Origin of the sequence: Gemmobacter sp. 24YEA27, from assembly GCF_030052995.1 — a bacterium.
GTDB lineage: Bacteria > Pseudomonadota > Alphaproteobacteria > Rhodobacterales > Rhodobacteraceae > Pseudogemmobacter.
The window spans coordinates 146,955-169,967 of the sequence record NZ_JASJPW010000002.1; the positions used below are offsets into that span (position 1 = coordinate 146,955).

The following is a 23,013-nucleotide window of genomic DNA, read 5'->3' on the forward strand; positions in this document are numbered from 1 at the left end:
GGATCCTTTCGGGTCAGACAGAATGCCCTGCCCGGCGGGCAAGGGACTGGTTGAAGATGACGGCGACGATCAGGACCACGCCGACAAAGGTGATGAACCAGGAGGACGGCGCGCCAAGCGCGATCAGCTCATAGCGAAAGCTCGTGATGATAAAGGCGCCAAGCACCGCACCCACCAGCGAGCCGCGCCCGCCTGTCAGGAGGCAGCCGCCGATCACGGCTGCGGCAATCGCCTCCAGCTCCATCAGATCGCCCAGCGTCACATGGGTCTGCGGCTTGTCCGCCAGCGTCACGATCCCCGCGAAACCGGCCAGGAGCGCGCAAAGGGTGAAGGTGGCGATCTTGACGTGATCCGATCTGACGCCGCGCGACTCAGCACTGTCCTGCGCGCCGCCGGTCGCCAGCAGGCGGTTCCCGAACCTTGTACCCCAGAGCATGATATTCAGCGCGATACAGAGGCCGATCATCCAGAAAATCGCCGCCTCGATCCCGAAAAACTCGCCGCCGAACAGCCGGGTCAGCGGGTTGCTGCGCGCCGCTTCGGAGAAGTTGTTCACCGAGCCGCCGGTCCAGACATAGATCAGCCCGCGCGCGGCAAAGAGACCGCCCAGCGTCACGATCATCGAAGGAAGCTTTCCCTTCACAACCAGCAGGCCCTGGACCGCCCCCACCAGCGCCGCGATCAGCAGCGCGAGGATAATGGCGCCTCCGACCCCATATTGCGGCTCGAAAGTGATGAAGGCGACGCCCGTAAGCCCGTAGACCGACCCGACAGAGAGGTCGATTTCCTTTGTGATGATCACCAGCGCCTGGCCCATCGCAACAAGGCCGAGTATGGCCGAGAAATGCGCCACATTCGCCAGCGTCTGGCTGCGCCACCAGCCAGAGAAGTCAACAATGCTGAAGACGGCAAGCATCAGCACGACACCGATCACGGCGCCGAAGCTCTGGCTCCGGACGAGAGCTTGCAGGGGGGTTCGCATGAGGATCTTCCTCTGGCAGGCGGGCATATGCGGCGCGTTGGCAGGACTGGCCGGGAGACGCCCCCCGGCCGGCAATGGCACCAGGATTACCAGGTGTTTTGCTGATTATAGGCCTCTTCGCCAAAGACGCTGCGGACCAGATCAGACCATTTGTCAGCGTTTTCTCTGGTGATGATGATCGGGCCGGTCAGAATGTCCTGCTGCGGCGCATAGCCATGTTTTACATTCCAGTAGAGCCATTCCAGCGGCGCATAGCCCTGCAGCCAGAACCCCTGGCTGTTGGTGGCAAGGACATGCCCCTGACGGACGCCCTCAATCGAGACCGGGCCTTCGTCGACGGTCAGAACGGTCACGCCCTCCATATCGACATCGGGCGAAAGCCCCATCTCATTCGCGACCCCCCAGGCCCAGGGTGCCGACCAGCCGGCCACGGTGAAGATGTAATTGGTGTCGGTATTGGCCGAGAGATAAGATTGCAGCGTGTTGCGCGCGGTGGCGGGTTCGGCCCCGATGAACAACTCGTCGAATTTCGCGCCCGACGCCTCCATCACTTCACGCATCCCGGCGCACCGCTTTTTCAGCCCCTCATGCGCGCTGTCATGGCTGGCGCAGACCACCCGGGTCGGGGCCGGCACCACGCCCGCCTCGACCTGCGACAGGGCATATTCGCCCAGCTTGCGGCCAGTCAGCAGCTCGTCGCCGCCGACATAGGTGACGTAAGGAATGCGCTCGCCCTCGGGGCGGCCATCGGCGATGTTGAAGGCGACAACCGGAATGCCCGATTCAATCGCGCGGCGCAGCGGGCCTTCAAATGCGTCGGGGCTGACGATCGGCACCGCGATCCCGTCGGGACGGGTGGCAATCGCCTGTTCCAGCAGCCGCACATGTTCCTGGATCGAATAATTGTTGGTCGAGATATATTCGGCTTCAACATCAGGGTATTTCTTGCCGAATTCCTCCATCGCCATGGTCAGCCAGTTCATATTCGGATCGTTGGACCCAATATGCGAGACCACGACGAAGCGCAGTTTTTCACCATCTTGCGCCATGGCGGCGTCCGGAAGGGTCGCCGTGAGGGCGGTGGTCGCAAGCGCGGTCGCGGCCAGAATCCAGCCTTTGAACGTCATCATCTTATCTCCTCCTCCAAGGGTGCAATGAATATTGCAATCATGAGAAAATTGCGAAAGATGATTGAATGGCTGTTTCTGATGCAAATCACATCATTTGATGTCGCATAAGTCTTCGGGTGCCTTTGGGCTGCAGAGGGGGGCGGAAATGACGGAAAATTCCCACATGCAGGGCTGGAAAGGTCCAACGATAAAAGAGGTCGCGCGGCTTGCTGGCCTTGGCCCTGCAACAGTTGACCGCGTGCTGAACAACCGGCCGGGGGTGCGGGAAAAGACCCGCAACCGGGTTGTGGCGGCGCTCGACAAGCTCAGCCAGGAAAACCAGGGCCGTGAGGAGGCGCTGGATTTGCGGCTGTTCTGCGAATCCGGCACAAGCTTCAACGCCGCGATGGATGCGGCCGCCGATGCGGTGAACCGCTCGCTTCCCGGGGTGCGGATCAGCGGCTTTTATCTGACCACCCGCGAGGCCGATCCGGCGCTTTTCGCCCGCCAGATCGAACAGGGTGGCTGCGGGTCGGACGGGGTGATCGTAGTCGCGCGCGAACATCCCGCGATCAATGCGGCCTTACGCAAGCTGGGCCACCAGGGCGTTCCGGTCGTGTGCCTGACCAGCGATCTGCCCAGCTCGCGCCGCGCCGCCTATGTCGGCAATGACCAATATGCCGCCGGCAGCGTGGCGGCTTTGCTGATCGGCAGCCGCCTCTCGCAAAACCGCGCCAGCATCCTCATCGTCTCAAGCGTGCCCTTTCGCTGCCAGCAGGAGCGCGTGATGGGCTTTCGCCGCGTGTTGCGCAGCGATTTTCCGCATCTGCGTGTCCAGGAACAGGTGATCGCCAATGACGATCCCGAGACCACGCATCAGCAGCTGATCAGCCATTTCCGCGACCATGGCGTGCCGCTGGCGATCTATAATGTCGCCGGCGCCAATCGCGGCATCGCCTGGGCGCTCGAGGCGCTTGGCCGCGACCGTGATCCGGTTTTCGTGGGTCACGAGCTCACGCCGCATTCCCGCGATCTCCTGAGCAGCGGCGTGATGGATTTCGTGATCTCGCATGATTTCACCGCCGAGCTTTCCCAGGCCGCGCTCTGGATCCGCGATGCGGCGCGGGGTGTCACAGTGCAGCCTGCGGCCTCGCAGATCCTGCTGCACACGAAGTATAACTGCGCGCTATAGGGTTGCTTTGCGCTCTGGTCGCCACAGCATGAACAGGCCAAACGCCCATATCCCCGCCAGCGCGAACCAGGTGGCCGCATAGCCGAGATGGCTGTTTCGGAACTCTACCACCGTCAGCCCCGGCACCGGCAGCGTGCCCGGTGCCACCGCCTCGCCCGGCTGCCCCAGATCGAGGAACCAGGGCGCCACCTGGGGCAGCCCCAAAGACGCCGCAATAGCCACCACATCGCGCGAGAACCAGCGCCCCGCCGCCGGATTGTTTGACCGCAGGAAAGCGCCATCGGGCTGGCTCAGCCGCAAAAGCCCGGTGAGCCGCTGTTCGCCCCGGGGCGGGGCGGGCAGCGTGTCGCGGGCGGCTTCGGGGATAAAGCCGCGATTGATCAGGATGAACTGGCCATCATAACTGATGAAAGGGCTCATGACCCAAAAGCCGCGCCCCTGCACCGTGAGCGCCTGCACCAGGGTCGATGGCACTTCGAGATACTGACCCGTCAGCGCGAGGCGCATATATTCCGGCGCCTCAATCGCTGCGAAATCCGCCGCCCCCGGGGGGGCACCGGCTTTGCCATCAGCCGTGCTTCGGTCCGGGCGATCAGATCTGTCTTCCAGGCCAGGCGCTGGACCTGCCAGACGCCCAGCCCGATCAGCCCGGCAAAGACCAGCGCAGCCAGCACCAGCGCGACGATACCCGCCGCGCCGCTGCGCCGGACCGTCACGACCCGAAACCCTGCAAGGCCTCGTGGTTCATCTGCGGCATCATATTGGTGTTCATATGATACATGACCCAGATCGAGCCCGCGAGCATGATCACCACCACGATCAGCGTGAAGATGGTGGACATCATGGTCCAGCCTTCCTCGTGCCTGGTGGTCATATGCAGGAAATAGATCATATGGACGATGATCTGCACCACCGCGAAGCCCACGATCAGCGCGATGGTCGCAAGCCGGCTCTCAAAACCGCCGGACATGACCACCGCAAAGGGGATCGCGGTCAGGATCACCGACAGGATAAAGCCCCTGATATAGCTGGCATGGCTGCCATGCCCATGATCCTGGCCCCCGCTTTGGCCATGCGTGTCGTGATGCGCGCCCATCAGATCATCCCCAGCAGATAGACAAAGGTGAAAACGCCGATCCAGATGACGTCAAGGAAGTGCCAGAACATCGACAGGCAGCTCATCCGGCGGATATTCGGCCCTGTGATGCCTTTGACCGACAGTTGCACCATCATCGTCACCAGCCAGATTGACCCGAAGGTGACGTGCAGCCCATGGGTTCCGACCAGCGCAAAGAAAGACGACAGAAAGGCAGAGCGGCCAGGACCCGCGCCCTCATGGATCAGGTGGTAAAACTCGTAAATCTCGATCCCGAGAAAGGCGAGGCCAAAGAGCAGCGTGACAAAAAGCCAGCCCAGCATCCGCCCCTTCTGCCCGGCATACATCGAAAGCATCGCAAAGCCGAAGGTGATCGACGAGAAGAGAAGCATCGCCGTGTTGATCGCGACAAGGTTCAGATCAAACAGCACCTTCGGCCCCGGCCCCGCGGCATAAGAGGTGCCAAGCACCCCATAGACCGCGAAAAGCACCGCGAACATCAGGCAGTCGGACATCAGATAGACCCAGAATCCGAGGGGGGTCGACGCCCCCTCTTCCGGGTGATGTTCAGACTGGTCCCAGTATTTCGCGACCGCCTCAGGGTTGTTTTGCGCATAGATCGCGGCGGGATTGGCGGGAGAAAAAACGCTCATGATCAGCCCCCCGCCGCTGCTTGCAGCTGTCTGGTGCGCGCGGCCTCTTTCGCCTCGATCTCAGAGACCGGGATGTAGAAGTCGCGGTTGTAGTTGAAGGTATGCCAGATCGCGACCACGATCAGCGCCCCGAAGGACAGGATCGCGAGCCACCAGATATACCAGATCATCGCCATGCCGAAGACGGTCGCAATCGCCGAAAGCACCACACCCGTGCCGGTGTTTTTCGGCATATGGATGGCGTGATATTTGCCGGTCGGGCGCGCGGCCCCTTCGCGTTTCATATCCCACCAGGTGTCAAGCCCGTGGCTGACCGGCGTATAGGCGAAGTTGTAATCCGGCGGCGGCGAAGAGGTCGCCCATTCCAGCGTGCGGCCGTCCCAGGGATCGCCGGTCTCGTCGCGCATCGCGGGGTCGCCCCGCTTCCAGATCGAGACCCCCATCTGCACGAACATCGCCGCGATCCCGATGGCAATCAGCACCGCGCCAAAGGCCGCGACACCGAACCAGATCTGATAAGACGGGTCATCGAACACCCGCAGACGCCGCGTGACGCCCATCAGCCCCAGCACATAGAGCGGCATGAAGGCCATCCAGAAGCCCACGACCCAGAACCAGAACGAGACCTTGCCCCAGAAGACGTTCAGCTTGTAGCCAAAAGCCTTGGGCCACCAGAAGTTGATCGCGGCAAACAGACCGAACAGCACGCCGCCGATGATCACATTGTGGAAATGCGCCACCAGGAAAAGCGAATTGTGCAGCACGAAATCTGCCGGCGGCACGGCAAGCAGCACGCCGGTCATGCCGCCCACCGTGAAGGTCAGCATGAAGGCGATGGTCCACATCATCGGAAGCTCATACCGGATGCGGCCCTTATACATGGTGAAGAGCCAGTTGAAGAGCTTGGCCCCGGTCGGGATCGAGATGATCATCGTGGTGATCCCGAAGAACGAGTTGACGCTCGCCCCCGACCCCATGGTGAAGAAGTGGTGCAGCCAGACAAGGTAGGACAGGATCGTGATACAGATCGTGGCATAGACCATCGAGCTGTAGCCAAAGAGCCGCTTTCCGGAGAAGGTCGAGGTGACTTCCGAGAACACACCGAACAGCGGCAGGATCAGGATATAGACCTCGGGGTGACCCCAGATCCAGATCAGGTTGACATACATCATCGCATTGCCGCCCGCCTCATTGGTGAAGAAGGCAGTGCCGAGATAGCGGTCCAGCGTCAGAAGGATCAGCGTCATCGTCAGAATCGGGAAAGAGGCCACGATCAGGATATTGGCGCAAAGCGAGGTCCAGGTGAAAATCGGCATCCGCATCAGGGTCATGCCGGGCGCGCGCATTTTCAGGATCGTGATCAACAGGTTGATGCCCGACAGCGTGGTCCCCACGCCCGCGACCTGCAGGCCCCAGATGTAATAATCGACACCGACATAGGGGCTTGATTGCAGCCCCGACAGCGGCGGGAAGGCCAGCCAGCCGGTCTGTGCAAATTCCCCGATGAACAGGGATGCCATGGTGATCACTGCGCCGCCCACCGTCATCCAGAACGAGAAATTGTTCAGGAAGGGGAAGGACACATCGCGCGCCCCGATCTGCAGGGGCACCAGGTAGTTCATCAGCCCGGTGATGAAGGGCATCGCCACGAAGAAGATCATGATCACACCATGGGCGGTGAAGACCTGATCGTAATGGTGCGAGTTCAGATAGCCTTCAGATCCGCCAAAGGCCCACACCTGTTGCAGCCGCATCATCAGCGCATCGGCAAAGCCGCGCACGAACATGATCAGCGCGAGGATGATATACATGATGCCGATCTTCTTGTGATCGACCGATGTGAACCACTCTTTCCAGAGATAGCCCCAGAGCCTGAACTTCGTCAGCGCGGCCAGCAGCACGAGGCCGCCCAGAACAACACCGGCAAAGGTGACCCAGATGATCGGGTCTTTCGGAATGGCCTCCCAGTTCAGGCGGCCCAGAAGAAAGGTTGTGGGCTGAGCGCCCGGCGCATCTGCCATTTCTCAGCGTCCTTTCAGAAATCTTCGCCCGCAGCCGGTTCCGGCGCGATCTGGCTGAACTGGGTATTGGCCCGGCCGAAAAGGCCTGACGGCGGTGTCAGACCGGCACCGCGCATCGGGCCGGGCGCGGTCACTTCACGCGGCGCGATGACGACGCGCTGGCTGAGCATCCTGGCTTCTTCATCCGGGCCACAGAACCCCTGGATCATATTGGCATTGCCGCCGAGCACCGGGATCGCGAGGCTGCGGCCGTCGGCGCTGGCATATCTCGGCATCAGATTGAGGATGCCGGCACGCCCCGCGCCGCCTGCGGCGTCAATCTGCATCATTTCGGCGACGCAGATCTTGCCCTCTTCGACACAGATATTGACGACCCGCGCGAACAGCACCGGATCAACCCCGGCATAACCACGCGGCGGCTCGTTCTGGCTTGGGGCCGCAAGCTGCAGATAGGTGTCGCGGTCAAGCATCCCACCCGCCGCCTTCGTCTCGGAGACAAAGCCGTCAAACCCGGCCTGATCGGTCACCGTGGTCACAAAATGCATCCCCGAGAACCCGGCGCCGGAATAATGCGAGGCGATGCCTTTGTAATCGCCCTGCTCGTTCAGCACGCCATGGAGCTTGGTCTCCATCCCCGGCATGGCATAGATCATCCCGGCCATGGCGGGGATGTAGAAGGCATTCATCACCGTGGACGAGGTCAGGCTGAATTCAACCGGCGTATCTTCGGGCACCACAAGGCGGTTCACCGTGGCGATCCCCTGGTCGGGGTAGATGAACAGCCATTTCCAGTCGAGCGCGACCACTTCGACCTTCAGGGTCTCGTGGTCTTCGGTGACGGGGGTGTTCACATCTACGCGATCAAGCGGCCTATACGGGTCCAGAAGGTGGGTCCCCACCCAGGTCAGCGCGCCCAGACAGATGATCAGCAAAAGCGGCACTGCCCAGATCACCAGTTCGAGTTTGGTCGAATGATCCCAGTCGGGCTGATAGTCTGCCTCTTTGTTTTTGCTGCGATATTTCCATGCGAAAAACAGCGTGAGCAACATCACCGGCACGATGATGAGAAGCATAAGAAGCGTTGTCTGCACCAGCAGATCGCGCTGCCTTGCGGCGACATCCCCTGCGGGGGCCAGCACTTCTGCCTTGCATCCCGCCAGTGCCAGAACCGCGACCATCAGAAGAGTCGCCGGGGATTTTATAAATGATTTCATATGACTGCCTTCATCTGCCGAAGTGGTCACGCTGGGCGGGCCTGACTGCCAGGTCCCCTCGCCTCTATCGCCTAACGTCATGCGGCGGCGCAGAACATGCGGCGTTTTGCCATATGCCGGATATACCGTATTCAGGGGCAAGTGAGTACAGGCGCCCCACCGCGACCCCTGCAAAAGGGGGCCGGGGCAGATCCGGCGCTTCTGATCCTGCCCAATTCCTGAACCAGCCGGGACCCCATTCAGATGTCGAACTCTTCCGCCACTGGCCGCAGTGATACCAGCAACGAAGCGATCCATTCCGTGTCGCCCTCTGACATCGCGGTCGGCGTCATCATCGGCCGCGCGTCAGAGTTTTTCGATTTCTTCGTCTTTGCCATCGCCGCAGTGATCGTTTTCCCGAAACTGGTGTTTTCCTTCACCGATCCGCTTTCGGGCACGCTGATGTCCTTTGGCCTGCTGGCGCTGGCCTTTGTCGCACGCCCCATCGGCTCGCTTTTGTTCATGTGGCTCGACCGGCAGATCGGGCGGGTGGCAAAACTGACCATCGCACTATTCATGATGGGCACGGCCACTGTGGCGATGGGGCTTTTGCCCTCCTATGACACGGTCGGGATCTGGTCGGTGGTCATTCTGGCCGTGCTGCGGATCTGTCAGGGCCTGGCGCTGGCCGGCGCCTGGGACGGGATGCCGTCGCTGTTGGCGATGAACGCGCCAAAACATCAGCGCGGGCTTTACGCGATGGTGCCGCAACTGGGGGCGCCGATCGGGTTGATCGTGGCGACATTGCTGTTCGCCTATCTGCTCCACAGCCTCAGCCTGCAGGATTTCATGGAATTTGGCTGGCGCTATCCGTTCTTTGTGGCCTTCGCGGTCAATGTGGTGGCGCTGTTCGCGCGGCTGCGCATCGTCGCCTCGCATGAATTCCAGGAGCTCTATACCTCACGCGAATTGCAGCCGACCCCGGTGGGGCAGACGCTGCGCGAAGATGGCAGCACCGTGGTCCTTGGTATTTTCGTGCCGCTGGCCACATTCGCGATGTTCCATATGGTGACTGTGTTCCCGCTGTCCTGGATCAACCTTTACACCGATGAAACCATTGGAGAATATCTGCTGCTTGATGCCGGGGCCGCCGCGAACGGGATCCTTGCGGTGATCCTTTCGGGCTGGCTTGCAGATGCATTCGGACGGCGTCGGCTGTTGCAGGCCACCGCCGTTCTGATCGGGCTTTTCGCCATCGCGGCACCGGTGCTTTTGGCGGGCGGGCGCAGCGGAGAGGTGGTCTATCTGCTGCTGGGCTGGACCATTCTGGGGCTGAGCTTCGGCCAAAGCTCGGGCGCAGTCGGCGCGCTTTTCGGGGCGAAGAACCGCTATACCGGCTCTGCCATCGTCTCGGACCTGGCATGGATGTTTGGCGCCGGCTTCGCGCCCATCACCGCGCTGTTCCTGGCCTCGTCGCTTGGGCTGCCGGCCGCCGGTCTATACCTGCTTTCCGGGGCAGTCTGTTCGATCATCGCAATCTGGATCGCCGGCCGGCTGGAATTCCGCGCCGCCGGCTGAGCCAGGCATTTCTCATGCGCTGTGCCGCATTTCGGCGGCAGAGCCCTGCATCTGATCACAGGCACAAAGCCCGTGCCGGAGATGGCGCCGCACCAGATCGCGGCCCTCTCGACCGTTCAGCAGCCGCCGCGCCGGATCAGGCAGGCGCGTGGCAAGGCCTGGCAGAACCGCCAGGATCTCGGCCAGCGCGCCGGGGCGCAGCATTTTCTGCGCCTCAGACCCGGGCAGGAAGGATTCCGCCGCCGCCCCCTCGGCGTGGATCACTTCATGAGCATCAAACAGCAGATGGAAATATTCGGTCTCTGACGCATCCTCGCAGATCGCAATCCCGTCAAAACCGCTCATATGCTTTGCCGCAAGCAGGATCCCCTCGCGCGCGAAAAGATGGCTGACAATGCGCGAGGACATCAAAAACCGGTGCTGCTGCGACACGATAAGATCACGCAGCGGCAGACCATTTCCAAGCGCTCCTGCCCGGAGCCGGACCGGGCGCAGCCCCGGATCCGCCTGCATCTGCGGCGCGCTTACCTGGCGCGAGCCGATCCAGCGCAGCACCTGCGGCCCGTGATCCAGTGTCAGCACGAGATCGCCCGCCACGAGATCTTCGACCGCAATTTCGCCCCTGGGCGTCGCAATCCTGGTGCCGCGCGTAAAACAGATCACACCGGTCGTTTCGGTGTTCAGCGCCATGGCGTCGACCGTCATGCCGCCATTCTGGATCCGCAGCCCGCCCGCAACCGCGTTCAGCACCCCATCCGCCAGATCGGCGCGCATCCATTGCAGCGGATTGCCATAGGTCTGGCCGGGATGTGCGGCATTCCAGGCGTCCAGCGCCGCGTGATTGTAATAGGCGGTCAGGTCGACGAAGTCATTGTTGAGGCTGTTGCCGTCATTGATCGCCCCGGTATTGCCGGTGCCGAAATCGGCGATCAGAACCTGCCCGGTCGTGGTATTGATATAAAAGACGTCATTGCCGTCGCCGCCGTAAAGCGTGTCATTGCCGCCATCGGCGTAAAGCGAGTCGCGGCCCGCGCCGCCATAAAGCAGATCAGACCCCGCGCCGCCGTAAAGCCGGTCATCGCCGACATCACCGTAAAGCGTATCATTCCCGGCATCGCCATATAGAACATCATTGCCGTCACCGCCAAAGGCTGTGTCATTGCCGGCGCCGCCATAGATCAGATCGCTGCCGCCATCGCCGCGGATAATGTCGTTATCGGCATCGCCATAGAGCGTATCATTGCCCTCGCCGCCCTCGACCGTATCATTGCCGGTGCCGCCGTAAATCGTGTCATTGCCGGTGCCGCCATAAAGGGAATCGTCGCCGCCCCGGCCCTCGATACTGTCGTTTCCGGCGCCGCCGCTGATATGGTTCGTATAGGAATCGGCCCCGGTCCCCATCTCGTCATAACCGATCAGCGTATCGTCGTAGCTGGACCCGACAATGCCATCCACGCCTGCATAAGTGTCGCCGGCAGCATGGCCTCCCGACCCGGTCCAGGTCGTCAGGTTGACATTCACCGCTGCGTTGGAGGCCGAATAATCAACAATATCAAGACCGGCGCCGCCGCTCAGGTAATCCGCGCCCTCGCCGCCGACCAGAGTATCCGCCCCATCGCCGCCATAGAGCGAGTCATTGCCCGCGCCGCCATAGAGAAGATCGTCGCCGGCCTCGCCGTTCAGAACGTCATTGCCACCGCCGCCGTAAAGTGTGTCGTTTCCCGCGCGGCCGTTAAGCGTATCGGCGCTGTTACTGCCCGTCAGAGCATCATTGCCGTTCGAACCATTATACGTTGGCATGGTGAGGGTTCCACACGAGAAAGACCGCCAAAGAACACAGCGGCCCGTACTGTCTACCCTCCCGTTATGATTAAAGTTCGACAAGATTGCGGCGGATTGCCGACGCGGCAACAGGCGCCGCGCCGGGTCTGGCAGTCAGGCATGCGGGCGGATCTCTTCGCCCTTTTCTGCGCCAGCCTGGTCGCGGGTCTTGTGGCGGATCACCAGCCCGGCAAGGACCAGGGCAAGAATGGCCGCGACGGTGACCCCGGTGAAAGCCTGTTCAAAGGCCGCGCGGGCCAGGGTGATCACCTGATCGGCCTCACGCTGCGGCAGGCTGGCCGCAAGGATCAGCGCCTCGTCGAGACTGTCGCGCGCCTCGCCTGCGATGGCGATGCCTTCGGGCAGAACGAGGCTGCGGGTGTAAAGCGCCGACATCAGACTGCCCAGCAGCGCCACGCCCAGGGCGCCGCCCAGCTCATAGGACACTTCCTCGACCGAGGCCGCCATGCCCGCCCGCTCTTCCGGCGCCGAAAGCATGATCGCGACCGACGCGCCGGTCATCGCCGCGCCGATCCCGAACCCCATCACCGTCAGGGCGGCCAGCCAGGCCCAGGCCGGGCCCTGATGCAGCGCCAGATAGGCCGCCAGCGCGAAGCCTGACAACAGAAGCGACCCCCAGAGCACCCGTGACGCGCCAAGACGCGGCAGCGCCAGCCCGGTCAGCGGCCCGGACAGGAACGAGGCCAGCGGGATCGGCAGGATCAGCAGCCCGGCCTCAAGCGGAGAGAGCCCGTCGACCAGCTGCAGACGCTGGCTGAACACCAGCTCGAACCCGATCAGCGCCGCCGAAGCGGTCAGCGCGGTCACCACACCGGCCGAAAACCGGGCATTGCGGAACAGGCTGAAGTCGATCAGCGGTCGGCTCGCGCGCAGCTGGCGGCGCAGGAAGATCCACATGGCCAGCGCCCCGATCCCCGCCGAAAGCGCCAGCGCCAGCAGATCCGGCTCGCGTTTGGCAAGTTCCTTGATGGCAAAGACGAGGCCGACCAGCCCGACCATCACCTGGACCGATCCGGCCAGATCCCAGGGGATGTCCGGATTGCCCGGACGCCGCTTCAGCAGCATTGCGCCGCTGATCAGCGCCAGGATCACCACCGGCACATTGATCAGAAAGACCGAACCCCACCAGAACCATTCCAGCAGCACGCCGCCCACCACCGGGCCAAGCGCCGCCCCACCCGAGGCGACCGCCGCCCAGATGCCGATCGCGAATGCGCGCTCTTTCTCATCGGTGAAGGTCAGCCGGATCAAAGACAGCGTGGCCGGCATCATCATCGCGGCCCCTAGCGCCAGCAGCACCCTCGCGAAGATCAGCATCGAAGGCGTGGGCGAGAAAGCGGCGACCACCGAGGCGAGGCCGAAGACGCAGAGCCCCGCAAGGAACATCTGCTTATGGCCCAGCCGGTCGCCGAGCGTCCCCAGCCCAGGCAAAAGCCCGGCTACGACCAGCGGATAGGCATTGACGATCCAGAGTTTCTCGGTTGCCGTAGCACCGAGATCATGGGTCAGGCGCGGCAATGCGGTATAGAGAACCGTCATATCGATGACGATCAGGAACAGGGCACTTGAGATAATGGCAAGAACAAGCCAGCGATTGGCGGCAGACATCGGAAGGATCCGTTACTCGGTGAGGGCGTCATGCGCCCCGGCTGCAATATAAATACAACTGCATTGAAATGAAAGAGCCAAGATGTCGGGACGCCCGCGCAGCATAGACCGCGAGAAACTGCTTGATGCGGCGGAAGCAATTGTCGCGGCTGAAGGCGCGGCGGGACTGAGCTTTGGCGCTCTGGCAAAAGCCGTCGGGGTCACGCGCGGTGGCGTGCAATATGCCTTTGGCACCAAAGAGAACCTGATCCGCGCCATGGTCGACCGCTGGTCGGACAGTTTCGAGACCGATGTGCTGGGCGGCCTTGACCCCGACCCGACGCCAAAGGCGGTGATCCAAAGCCATGTCCGCGCCAATGTCGCGGCGGCCGATGCCGATTTTGCCCGCTCGGCCATGATGATGACCGCGATTTTCCAAAGCCCGGACCAGGTGGCTGAAACCCGGGCCTGGTATGACAGGCGGCTGGGCGGGCTTGATGTCAGCCGCCCCGAAGACCGCGACGCCGCCATTGCCTTTCTCGCCAGCGAGGGGGTGTTTTTCCTCAGGAGCTTTGGGCTGATCGGGCTGGATGACGCCGCCTGGCAACAGATCTTCGCCGGAATCACGCGCCTTGCGGCTGGCCCGGGAGAAAGCGAACCCTGACGGGGCCGAACCTCTGTGGATCGCTCCGCAAAGGCACCAGCTCAGCCCGGTTCGGCACAAGACCCGGCCAGGCGCTCTGTCTCAGCCGCCGCCATTCTGACCCGCCTGAGGCTCGATCCGGCGCCTTATATCCGCAGCAGCCTTGCGTCATCCTCGCCGGTCACCGGCGAAGCAATCACACGCCTGCCAGTGATGCTATCACCTGCCCGTATGCGGCCTTCCGCATCTGGCGCCTCGTTCCGGCCCTTCGGCGCGGCAAGCCGGTGCGGCTCCCGGGGAGGAACATCGGGCGGCGTGAACCGAACCCGGACGGCTCTTTGTGCAGGAGCGCATCACACGGGCACTGCTTCCCTGGCTGCGCAAGGCCGGGGCCCCGGCCTCCATCGGGCTCCCCCTGATCTCTGCGCCGCTGGTCGGGCCGCTGACTGACCGCGCCGCGTTTGACGCTGTGCAAAAGCCCATTGCCGCTGCCCGCGCGCGTGATGGCCAGGTGACCGGCGGCGAGTAGGGGCGTGTCGAAGGTGCTGCAACCTTCTGGATCCGACCGGCCCTGATCGAACTGCAATTGGCACGGGGTTCTCTTCATCGATCTTCACCGCCGATCTGCCCGAGACAGAGCAGCGCCCCTCGGCGGCGGGCGCGAAAGCGGCCCGGACGCGTGGAGGGGGGCAGATGCGGCGCAAGACCAATACGATCAAATACCCCAACAGACTGCGGCGGGGCCAGGGCGTGGTTTCGACACTGGTTGAGCGCCTCGCGCGCCGCTCATCGAGAATTGCACTGCTGTTCGTGTCGCATTGGGGTAAACTCGGCCGCAGGGCATATGCCGGGGGGAAGATGGCAAGGAACAGGCGGCGCGCCATGACAGGTCGGCTATGACAGAAAAGGGCCTCTCTGCGCCCCAGAAGGCATTGCTTGCCGAAGCACAAACCGCGCCGGGCGGGATCCTGTCGCTGAAAGACGATCCGCGTGGCGAAGAGGTGGTCGCCCTGGCCGAGCGGCTGACCGATCTTGGCCTGTTGCGCATCGTGACCGCGCGGCGCTACCGGCTGAGCGATGCTGGCCGGGCCGCGCTCGAGGTGAAAGCGGGACAACGCCGCGCCGCCCGCAGCCAGCCAGCCGCGACTGCAATGGATGCCGAAACCGAAGCCGGAAAACCACCGGGATTCTGGGCCCGCCTTTTTGGAGGCAAAAGTTGATTTCTGGCCCGGTTCACTCCGCCAAACCCGGCTGAACCGGGCCCGAAGGCAGCTGCAATTCCACCTCCAGGCCGCCACCCGCCCGGTTCCTCAGCGCCATCGTGCCGCCATGCGCTGCGACGATCTTGCGGGTGATCGCGAGGCCGAGACCAATGCCGCCGGTCTCGCGTGAGCGGCTTTCCTCGCCGCGGACAAAGGGCTGCAGCACATCGGCAAGCCGGTTCTCCGGGATCCCCGGGCCGCGGTCGCTGACCGTAATCACCGCCGCCCCCCGGATACGTTCAAGGCTCACCCGGGCCGAGCCCGCATAGCGCTGCGCATTGTCGATCAGATTGCCAACGGCGCGGCGGATCGCCACCTCCTGCACCGGAGCGATCACCGGCTCATGCGCCGCGAGATTTACCCCCGCCCCCGCGCAAAGATCGGCCAGCACCTCGCGCAGATCGGTCTCACGGCGCTCTTCTTCCGGCCCGGATCCGGTGGTGTAGCGCAGGATATCATCGGTCATCACCGTCATATCTTCGAGGATGCGGATCATCGGCAGGCGCAGCGCATCCTCATCTACCCCTTCGACGCGCAACCGCAGGCTGGTGATGGGCGTGCGCAGGTCATGGCCAACTGACGCCAGCATCCGGCGCCGGTCCTCTTCAAATGCGGCGATCTGGCTTTGCATCGTGTTGAACGACGTCGCCGCATCGCGGATCTCGCGCGGGCCGGTTTCAGTCAGGCGCACCGAATGATCCCCCCGCCCTGCCGCCAGCGAAGCAGCGGCCAGCTTTTGCAGCGGGCGCGTCATCTGGTTCAGGAAGAAAAGCCCGATCGCCAGTGCCACCGAAAGCGACGCGATCAGCGGGATGAAAAACGTCGATTTCTGCCGCCAGACATTCGAGAGACCCAGCGGATAGACCAGTGAATTGAGCCATTCCCCCTGACGCACTCCCTTGGCCAGCTGGACCGAGATGATCAGAAGCGCCGGGCTGTGCAGATCGGCGCTTTGCCGGGCGATGGGCCGGGCCACAAGGATCACATGGTTCGGCAGTGCACGGCGGATCTCATCGGCGATATCACCCAGCTCCTCCCCCGCATTGCGGGTCAGCGGGTCAGGTTCGATGGAAAAACGGGTGTATCCGGTCATCGAGCGGGTGACGATCGCCTCGCCGGTCTCGCGGTCGGTCTCTTCAATGGTGTCAATCAGCGCGACGAGACGGCCCATATCATGCTGCACCCGGATCGCCTGGTCAAAGGCCGACCCTTCCTGCGCCAGAAGCCAGGCGGCGGCGACATTGCAAAACAACAGCGAGGCAATCAGCAAAAGCGCGAAACGGCCATGGATACTGTCAGGAAGACGAAACTGCATGCCTCAGCCGTCCGGCCGGACATCGTCAACAATCCGGTAGCCGCCACCCCAGTCGGTCAGGAGGATCTTCGGCGCCCGCGCATTGTCCCCAAGCTTGCGCCGCAGCCGGAATATGCAATTGTCGGCGGCACGCATCGTCGTCGTATCCCCCTTGCGGCTGATCAGCTTTGCGATGTCCTCGCGGCTCAGGACCCCGCCCGGATGATCAAGCAGCGCCTCAAGAAGCCGGTTCTCGCCCGAGGTCAGCCCGACCTCGGCCCCGTCGGGCAGCAGCAATGCCTGTAGCTGAGGATCGTGCACGATCCCGGCAAAACGCCGCCTTTCCCGCGCCGGCCCGGGTTTTGCGAGGCTGCCCCGCCGCAAAACGGCATGAATGCGCGACAACAGCTCGCGCGGATTGAAGGGTTTGGTCACATAATCATCAGCGCCCAGATCGAGGCCCCGGATCTTATTGGCGTCACTGTGCAGCGCCGTCAGCATGATCACCGGAATGCGCGCCCCGGTGCTGCTGTTCATCAGCGCGCGGTAGAAACTTAGCCCGTCTTCGCCCGGCATCATCAGATCAAGGATAATGAGGCTGATCGTTTCATCGTGCAAAACCGCCCGCGCCTCATCCGCCGATGCGGCGCCAACCGCCTCGAACCCGTTCCTCGCGAGATAGTGGCAAAGCGGATCGCGGATATCGGCGGCGTCATCGACCACCAGCAGTTTCGGTATGTATGTCTTCTGCATTCGCCAGGGGCCCCGGAGCCTCGGCTGCCGGAATGATGTCCAGGAGATTCCCCCGACCGGAGCCAAACCCATAGTAAACCCGGCCACCGGCCCGGACAACGTGGCGAGGTTGTCACATTCCTGAGTGAATTTCCAGGACAAATCCGGCGAAACCCGTCAGCCAGAGACAGTTCGCGACAGTTCTGTCGCAAACGGCTTGCCCCGCCCGGGTGTCGCGGCATGAACCGGGCCAAAGCCCGCATTCAGCCAGCCAGAAACCCCGATTCCACGGAGTCTTGTGATGCAGACCCATTCATCGCGCCTTGCATCCGGCACGGCGCTGTTTCTGGTGCTTTCCACCGGTTTTTTGGTGACCCCGGCCCTTGCCCAGTCGAGCTCGGAAGAGGACGAGGCGGTCGAACTTGGCACCATCGTTCTTTCGGCCGAAGACCAGATCAAACAGGCGCTAGGCGTCTCGACCATCACCGCAGAAGATCTGGCAAAAACCCCGGTGATGAATGACATCTCGGAAGTCGTGCGCAAGATGCCGGGCGTCAACCTGACAGGGGCCTCGGCTTCGGGTCAGCGCGGCAACCAGCGCCAGATCGACCTGCGCGGCATGGGGCCGGAAAACACCCTGATCCTGATCGACGGCAAACCGGTCAATTCGCGCAATGCGGTCAAGATGGGCCGCAATGGCGAGCGTGACACCCGGGGCGATTCCAACTGGGTTCCGGCAGAGCTCATCGAGCGGATCGAAGTCATTCGCGGCCCGGCGGCGGCGCGCTACGGTTCGGGCGCCTCGGGCGGTGTGGTCAATATCGTGACCAAACGCCCTGACAGTTTTACCGGTCAGGTCGGGCTGCATTACACCGCGCCCGATAACAGCAAGGAAGGCGACAGCTATCGCGGGTCTTTCATGCTGGCGGGCCCGGTGGGCGAGAGGCTCAGCCTGCGGATCTTCGGCGGCTATAACAAGACCAATGGCGATGCGGCCGATCTCAACCCTCCGACCGCGACCGGTGCCACGCCCCTGGCCGGCAAAGAAGGTGTTTCGAACAAGGATATCGGCGCTCTGGCCACCTGGAAGATCGCCGAGAACCACGAGCTGGATTTCGAGATGAACTTCTCGCGCCAGGGCAATAAATTCGCCGGCGACTCGCAGCTTGGCAGCTGGCCGGCGAACTCGGCCACCCAGCCCCATATCGTCGAGGATTACCTGGGGCTTATCGGCACCGAAACCAATAAGATGTACCGCCGCACCTTCGCGATCACCCATCGCGGCGACTATGATTTCGGCACGTCGAACAGCTTTATCCAGCTGGAAAACACCACCAATACGCGGCTTTGTGAAGGCGTCGCCGGCGCAGGCGAGGGCCGGATCAGCTATTGCGCGGATGCCGATGGTGATGGCGTCAATGACAGCTTCGCCTTCCGCACCATCAAGCTGGAGAACATCACCGCCAAGTCGGAATGGATCCTGCCGATGCATCTTTTCGGCCGTGGAGCGACGGTGACGCTGGGCGGTGAATTCCGCCGCGAGAAGATCGACGATCCGGTCTCGATCGTCACCAGCCTGCCCGGCTCCATCACCGACCCGACGCTGATCAACAATGCCGCCAGCCGCGACCCGGTTCTCGCGATGAACCGCGTCGGGCTTTATGCCGAAGCCAATATCGAATGGTCGGACAATCTGATCATCACCCCCGGCCTGCGCTACGACTATTCCAGCGATTTTGGCGGCAATGCCTCGCCCAGCCTGAATGCTGAATACCGTTTCAGCGATGAATGGAAGATGAAGCTCGGCATCGCCCGCGCCTTCAAGACGCCGAACGTGTTCCAGCTGAACCCGGGCTATGTCTATACGACCAACGGCAATGGCTGTCCCTGGGTCAATGGTGTGCGTCTGACCGGCCCCTGTTTTGTGGTCGGCAATCCCGATCTTGATCCCGAGATCAGCGTCAACAAGGAAATCGGGTTCGCCTATGAGGGCGATAACGGCATCAATGCCAGCCTGACCTATTTCCACAACGACTATAAGAACAAGATCCAGTCGGGCCAGATCCAGGAAAATCCCGGCGCCACCACCAACCGCCTGTTCCGCTGGGAAAACACCGGGCCGGCTGTGGTCGAGGGGATCGAAGGTAATTTTGCGACCCGGCTCAGCGACACGATCTCGCTGAACACCAATGTCACCTATATGATCGACTCGAAGATTAAATCGACCGGCCAGCCGCTTTCGCTGGTCCCCGATTATACGATCAATGCCACGCTTGACTGGCAGGCCCGTGACGATCTGGGCTTCTCGCTCGGCGCCACCCATTACGGCCCGATCCAGCCTTCGGCGATCAGCTCGGTGTCCAATGCGGTCACCACCGACCCCAATGAGCGCGGCGGCTACACCCTGTTCAACATTGGCATGAACTGGGATGTCACCGAGACCGCCCGCATGACCGCCGGTGTGACCAACCTCCTGGACAAGAAGATCTACCGCACCGAGACCAGCGGTGGCTCGAACACCTTCAACGAGCCAGGCCGCGCCTTCTATGTCGGTCTGACCAAATCCTTCTGAGCGATGCAAATGTCCCGGCCGGATGATCCGGCCGGGCACCCTCTTGTCAGAAAGAAACATCATGTTTTCCAAAGCATTCCGCCCGCTTCTCAGCGCCTCGACCCTTGCGATCCTGCTGGCTGGCCCGGTCTCAGCCGATAGCGTCTTCACCCCGGTCCGGGATTTCCAGGGCCGCGTCAGCGCCGCCAGCTCCGAGCGCGGCGCGCCGGTCTATACTGGCAGCAAGGTCACCATTTCGGGCGAAGGGCTGATCCCCGATCAGGAAATCACCCTGATGCGCGGCCCCAATGTCCTGAATGCCGACGGCCCGCTGCTGGTCGATGCTGAAGGCGCATTCAGCTTTGACCTTGACGTCGATGCCGATGCCGCAACCGGGCTGCAGCCGATCCTGGTCATTGCCGAAAACCCCGCCGCCGCCGAGGTGGTGACGCTGAAAATCTCGCCCGAAGTGCCACTTTCGGGCGCAGATAAATTCACCATCGCCAATGGTCCGGTGACGCGTGGCCTCTATCAGGTGGCTTATTCAAAAGCCTCGGATGCGGTGTTCGTGACCTCGGCCGTCGGCCGCCCGCCGGTCAAACAATCGGCGCTGACCAAGCTTGATGCCAATACGCTGGAACAGCTGGCCCAGGTCACACCCGAGGCCGCACCCGCGCGCGAGAATGGCGAGGATGCCGGGCTTTTCGCGGTTTACGGCGTGGGCGTGGATGATGTGAATGGCAATGTCTGGGTGACAAACACCCGGCAGGACACCATTTCGGTCTATAAGCAATCCGACCTTTCTCTGGTCCGGCAATTCGCGCCGGGCTCGGTCAACCATGCCCGCGATGTGGTGATCGACGAGGCGAATGGCCGGGCCTATGCCTCGGCCACCCGCACCGGCAATATCGAAGTGTTCGACACCGCAACGCTGGAGCAGCTGGCACCGATCACCATCACTTCGGGCGAACGCGGCGGTGCATGGTCGGCGATGGCGCTGGATATCGACCCGGCCTCGGGCATTCTCGTCAATGTTTCGATGAGCACCAATGAGCTTGCCGTGATCGATCTGAAATCGGGCGATGTCAGAGTGATCGCGCTGCCCGGTGCCAAAGGTGCCGCCGGTGTGGCCTATGATGCGGCCCAGGGCCTTGCCTTTGTCGTCTCGCAGCAATCGGACAATGTGCTGGTGGTCGATGTCGCGAAAGGCGAAGTGATCCATGATGTGGCGGTCGGCGCGCAGCCGCTGAACGTCACCTATGACGCGGCCTCGAATGCCGCCTATATCGCCAATCGCGGCGCGGGCACGATCACGGTGGTCAATGGGCAGGGCGAAATCCTCGCCAATCTGGACGCCGGCAACTCGACCAACCAGCTCCGCGCCGATGGCCAGGGCCGGATCTGGGCGGTGAACAAGGCGCGCGGCGAAGACGATCCGACCGGCGACAATCTCTGGCGCCTGACGCCGGCACAATAAAAGCCCACCACCTGCGGCGCCCTGGCTGTGGTCGGGGCGCCGCATCAAGGCGGTCAGATCTGCAATGGCTCTTGGATTTTTGCAAAACCTGTTGCAAAATACTGGAGGGAGACCTCCGCATGACCGATATGACGCCGCCGAAAGACTATGAAGAGCTGATCCGCCTCATCCATGAGCGCCATGATCAGATGAGCAAGACCTATCAGCGGATCTCGGTCTTCCTGACCCAGAACCCCAATGAGGTCGCGGTGCAGTCGGTTAATGCGATTGCCGAGCGCTGCGGCATCCATGCCTCAAGCTTTGTGCGCTTTGCCCAGGCCCTGGGATATAAGGGCTTCAAAGAGCTGCAGGCGCTGTTCCAGCGCCGTCTTGCAACCGCTGCGCCGGGGTTCGAGGCGCGGGTCAAGCTGCTGGAAACCGAGCTGCACACCTCGGGCGGGCGCTCGGAGCTGAGCTTCCTCAGCGATCTGGTGGTGCGTGATATCGCCTCGCTGCAGGAAATGCTGAACGATATCCGCCAGGAAGATCTGGTCCAGGCCGCGACCCTCTTTCAGGAGGCCGAGACGGTTTACCTTGTGGGTCAGATGCGCTCGCTCCCGGTGGTGGAGCTGATGCGCTACCAGCTGACCATGATCGGCAAACGCTGCATCCTTCTCGATTCCGCAGGCGGTCTTTCGACCTATGTCGCCCGCACCATGGGGCCGAAGGATGTTCTGATGGCAGTCTCGTTCCGGTTCTATGCGAAAGAGGTCGTGTCCATCGTCGAAGAGGCGGGCGCGCGCGGAGTGGGGATCGTGGCGATCTCGGACAGCACGCTGTCACCGCTGGCGAAATCGGCGACCGTGCTGTTTCCGGTGCCGGAACATGATTACACCTTCTCGCGCTCGCTGGCGGCGCCAATGTGTCTGGCGCAGGCGCTGACCGTCGCCGTGGCAGCGCGGGTGCAACAAAATGTCGAGGCGCCCCGTATCCCGACCGTAACGGGAACCTGATACCCCCTGATCTATAGCCCCGCCAGCCCGTCCCCGATAAGCTTGACCGCGACCAGCGCGACCGAGACATAGGTCAGCAGATAGAAGATATCGGCCCGCATCCGCCGGACGGCCCAGGCCCCTGCCCAGGTCGAGACAACCGCAAGCGGCAAAAGCAGCGCCGAGGCGGTGAGGTTTTCGGCCCCGAACTGGCCAAGCGCGAAATAGGGGATCAGTTTCAGCGCATTGGTGATCGCGAAGAACATCACCAAAGTGCCGGTGTAGAGCTTCGGATCCAGCTTCAGCGGCATCATATAGATCTGCAATGGCGGCGCACCGGCATGGGCGACAAAGCTGGTATATCCCGCAATGCCGGCCCAGAACTGCGCCTGGGCCGGGCGCTGTCCGCGAGGGCGCACCTCTCGCCGCATCAGATGCTGGCCGAGGACGCGCAGCACGAAAGCGGCAGACACCACGCCCACAATCAACCGCACCACGGCATCCGAGACCATCTCGGCGGTGAACCAGCCAATGCCGATCCCCGCCAGCGCCCCGGGCATCAAAAGCGCAATCAGCCGCCAGTCGACCCATTTGCGCCAGCTCGCGACGCTGACCACATCCATCACCACCAGCACCGGCAGCAGAATCGCGGCCGCCGTCACCGGCGACATCACCATCGCCATGATCGGCACGCCCAGAAGGCTCATGCCGCCAAGACCACCCTTTGACAGCCCGACAAGGATCACTGCGATCAGGGTGGCGATCAGCGCGCCAGGCGTGTCAAGGATCGGCATTTCGTCACCATATTAAAAACCTGGCCCGGCGCGAGG

The 23,013-nt window shown here is 62.5% G+C and carries 21 protein-coding genes; 8 read left to right on the forward strand and 13 right to left on the reverse strand.

The features are described from left to right. Positions 1-13: 13 nt before the first annotated feature. Together QNO18_RS18270 and QNO18_RS18275 are read right to left on the reverse strand one after the other, a co-directional pair. On the reverse strand, positions 14-982 hold the full coding sequence (locus tag QNO18_RS18270) for an ABC transporter permease (RefSeq protein WP_283178983.1): 969 nt from the start codon (positions 980-982) through the stop codon (positions 14-16). An 86-nt stretch (positions 983-1,068) separates the two neighbouring features. Further along, positions 1,069-2,112 carry a sugar ABC transporter substrate-binding protein gene (locus QNO18_RS18275; protein ID WP_283178984.1) on the reverse strand — a complete coding sequence of 348 codons (1,044 nt, stop codon included), beginning with the start codon at positions 2,110-2,112 and terminating at the stop codon, positions 1,069-1,071. A 145-nt stretch (positions 2,113-2,257) separates the two neighbouring features. Here QNO18_RS18275 and QNO18_RS18280 point away from each other — a divergent pair, with 145 nt between their 5' ends. Then, the gene (locus QNO18_RS18280) at positions 2,258-3,283 is read left to right on the forward strand and encodes a LacI family DNA-binding transcriptional regulator (protein WP_283178985.1); all 1,026 of its coding nucleotides are present in this window, start codon (positions 2,258-2,260) and stop codon (positions 3,281-3,283) included. Here QNO18_RS18280 and QNO18_RS18285 read toward each other — a convergent pair. From QNO18_RS18285 to cyoA, 6 genes are read right to left on the reverse strand one after another with little or no spacing between them, the layout of a single operon-like run. Beyond that, on the reverse strand, positions 3,278-3,790 hold the full coding sequence (locus tag QNO18_RS18285) for an SURF1 family cytochrome oxidase biogenesis protein (protein WP_283178986.1): 513 nt from the start codon (positions 3,788-3,790) through the stop codon (positions 3,278-3,280). The two genes, QNO18_RS18280 and QNO18_RS18285, sit on opposite strands and share 6 nt — an antisense overlap. After that, entirely contained in the window at positions 3,775-3,999 is a 225-nt protein-coding gene (locus QNO18_RS18290; RefSeq protein WP_283178987.1) for an SURF1 family cytochrome oxidase biogenesis protein, read from the reverse strand. Before QNO18_RS18290 ends, QNO18_RS18285 begins: the two co-directional genes overlap by 16 nt. Then, complete coding sequence (gene cyoD / locus QNO18_RS18295) at positions 3,996-4,379, reverse strand: cytochrome o ubiquinol oxidase subunit IV (RefSeq protein ID WP_283178988.1); 384 nt, start codon at positions 4,377-4,379, stop codon at positions 3,996-3,998. Before cyoD ends, QNO18_RS18290 begins: the two co-directional genes overlap by 4 nt. Beyond that, positions 4,379-5,032: a cytochrome o ubiquinol oxidase subunit III gene (gene cyoC / locus QNO18_RS18300; protein WP_283178989.1), complete on the reverse strand. Its 654-nt coding sequence runs from the start codon at positions 5,030-5,032 to the stop codon at positions 4,379-4,381. The genes cyoD and cyoC overlap by 1 nt, the downstream gene beginning before the upstream one ends. Before the next feature lie 2 nt (positions 5,033-5,034). Beyond that, positions 5,035-7,053 carry a cytochrome o ubiquinol oxidase subunit I gene (gene cyoB, locus QNO18_RS18305; protein WP_283178990.1) on the reverse strand — a complete coding sequence of 673 codons (2,019 nt, stop codon included), beginning with the start codon at positions 7,051-7,053 and terminating at the stop codon, positions 5,035-5,037. 14 nt (positions 7,054-7,067) lie between these two features. Next, positions 7,068-8,267, reverse strand: coding sequence for a ubiquinol oxidase subunit II (gene cyoA, locus QNO18_RS18310; RefSeq protein ID WP_283178991.1), 1,200 nt, complete (start codon positions 8,265-8,267; stop codon positions 7,068-7,070). Between the two features lie 243 nt (positions 8,268-8,510). Between cyoA and QNO18_RS18315 the strand changes: the two genes are divergently transcribed. Then, entirely contained in the window at positions 8,511-9,824 is a 1,314-nt protein-coding gene (locus tag QNO18_RS18315) for an MFS transporter (protein ID WP_283178992.1), read from the forward strand. 12 nt (positions 9,825-9,836) lie between these two features. Here the strand turns inward: QNO18_RS18315 and QNO18_RS18320 are convergent, their stop codons facing one another. Both QNO18_RS18320 and QNO18_RS18325 read right to left on the reverse strand, forming a co-directional pair. Continuing rightward, positions 9,837-11,624 carry a Hint domain-containing protein gene (locus QNO18_RS18320; protein ID WP_283178993.1) on the reverse strand — a complete coding sequence of 596 codons (1,788 nt, stop codon included), beginning with the start codon at positions 11,622-11,624 and terminating at the stop codon, positions 9,837-9,839. A 135-nt stretch (positions 11,625-11,759) separates the two neighbouring features. After that, on the reverse strand, positions 11,760-13,274 hold the full coding sequence (locus QNO18_RS18325) for an MFS transporter (protein WP_283178994.1): 1,515 nt from the start codon (positions 13,272-13,274) through the stop codon (positions 11,760-11,762). An 82-nt stretch (positions 13,275-13,356) separates the two neighbouring features. Between QNO18_RS18325 and QNO18_RS18330 the strand changes: the two genes are divergently transcribed. From QNO18_RS18330 to QNO18_RS18340, 3 genes are all read left to right on the forward strand, one after another. Further along, a complete protein-coding gene (locus tag QNO18_RS18330) occupies positions 13,357-13,917 on the forward strand; it encodes a TetR/AcrR family transcriptional regulator (protein WP_283178995.1) in 561 nt (186 codons plus the stop codon). Positions 13,918-14,236: 319 nt separating this feature from the next. Continuing rightward, on the forward strand, positions 14,237-14,425 hold the full coding sequence (locus tag QNO18_RS18335; RefSeq protein WP_283178996.1) for a hypothetical protein: 189 nt from the start codon (positions 14,237-14,239) through the stop codon (positions 14,423-14,425). A 367-nt stretch (positions 14,426-14,792) separates the two neighbouring features. Further along, positions 14,793-15,116 (forward strand): hypothetical protein, encoded by a 324-nt coding sequence (locus tag QNO18_RS18340; protein ID WP_283178997.1) that lies wholly within the window; start codon positions 14,793-14,795, stop codon positions 15,114-15,116. A 13-nt stretch (positions 15,117-15,129) separates the two neighbouring features. Here the strand turns inward: QNO18_RS18340 and QNO18_RS18345 are convergent, their stop codons facing one another. Then, positions 15,130-16,473 (reverse strand): ATP-binding protein, encoded by a 1,344-nt coding sequence (locus tag QNO18_RS18345; RefSeq protein ID WP_283178998.1) that lies wholly within the window; start codon positions 16,471-16,473, stop codon positions 15,130-15,132. 3 nt (positions 16,474-16,476) lie between these two features. Continuing rightward, entirely contained in the window at positions 16,477-17,205 is a 729-nt protein-coding gene (locus QNO18_RS18350) for a response regulator transcription factor (protein WP_283178999.1), read from the reverse strand. Positions 17,206-17,485: 280 nt separating this feature from the next. On the opposite strand from QNO18_RS18350, the gene QNO18_RS18355 reads away from it, so the two are divergent. From QNO18_RS18355 to QNO18_RS18365, 3 genes are all read left to right on the forward strand, one after another. Then, positions 17,486-19,756 (forward strand): FepA family TonB-dependent siderophore receptor, encoded by a 2,271-nt coding sequence (locus tag QNO18_RS18355; RefSeq protein ID WP_283179000.1) that lies wholly within the window; start codon positions 17,486-17,488, stop codon positions 19,754-19,756. 61 nt (positions 19,757-19,817) lie between these two features. Next, complete coding sequence (locus tag QNO18_RS18360; protein ID WP_283179001.1) at positions 19,818-21,212, forward strand: YncE family protein; 1,395 nt, start codon at positions 19,818-19,820, stop codon at positions 21,210-21,212. A 119-nt stretch (positions 21,213-21,331) separates the two neighbouring features. Beyond that, entirely contained in the window at positions 21,332-22,204 is an 873-nt protein-coding gene (locus QNO18_RS18365; RefSeq protein ID WP_198835083.1) for a MurR/RpiR family transcriptional regulator, read from the forward strand. Positions 22,205-22,215: 11 nt separating this feature from the next. Here QNO18_RS18365 and QNO18_RS18370 read toward each other — a convergent pair whose 3' ends face one another. After that, the gene (locus QNO18_RS18370; protein WP_283179002.1) at positions 22,216-22,977 is read right to left on the reverse strand and encodes a sulfite exporter TauE/SafE family protein; all 762 of its coding nucleotides are present in this window, start codon (positions 22,975-22,977) and stop codon (positions 22,216-22,218) included. Positions 22,978-23,013: the final 36 nt, after the last annotated feature.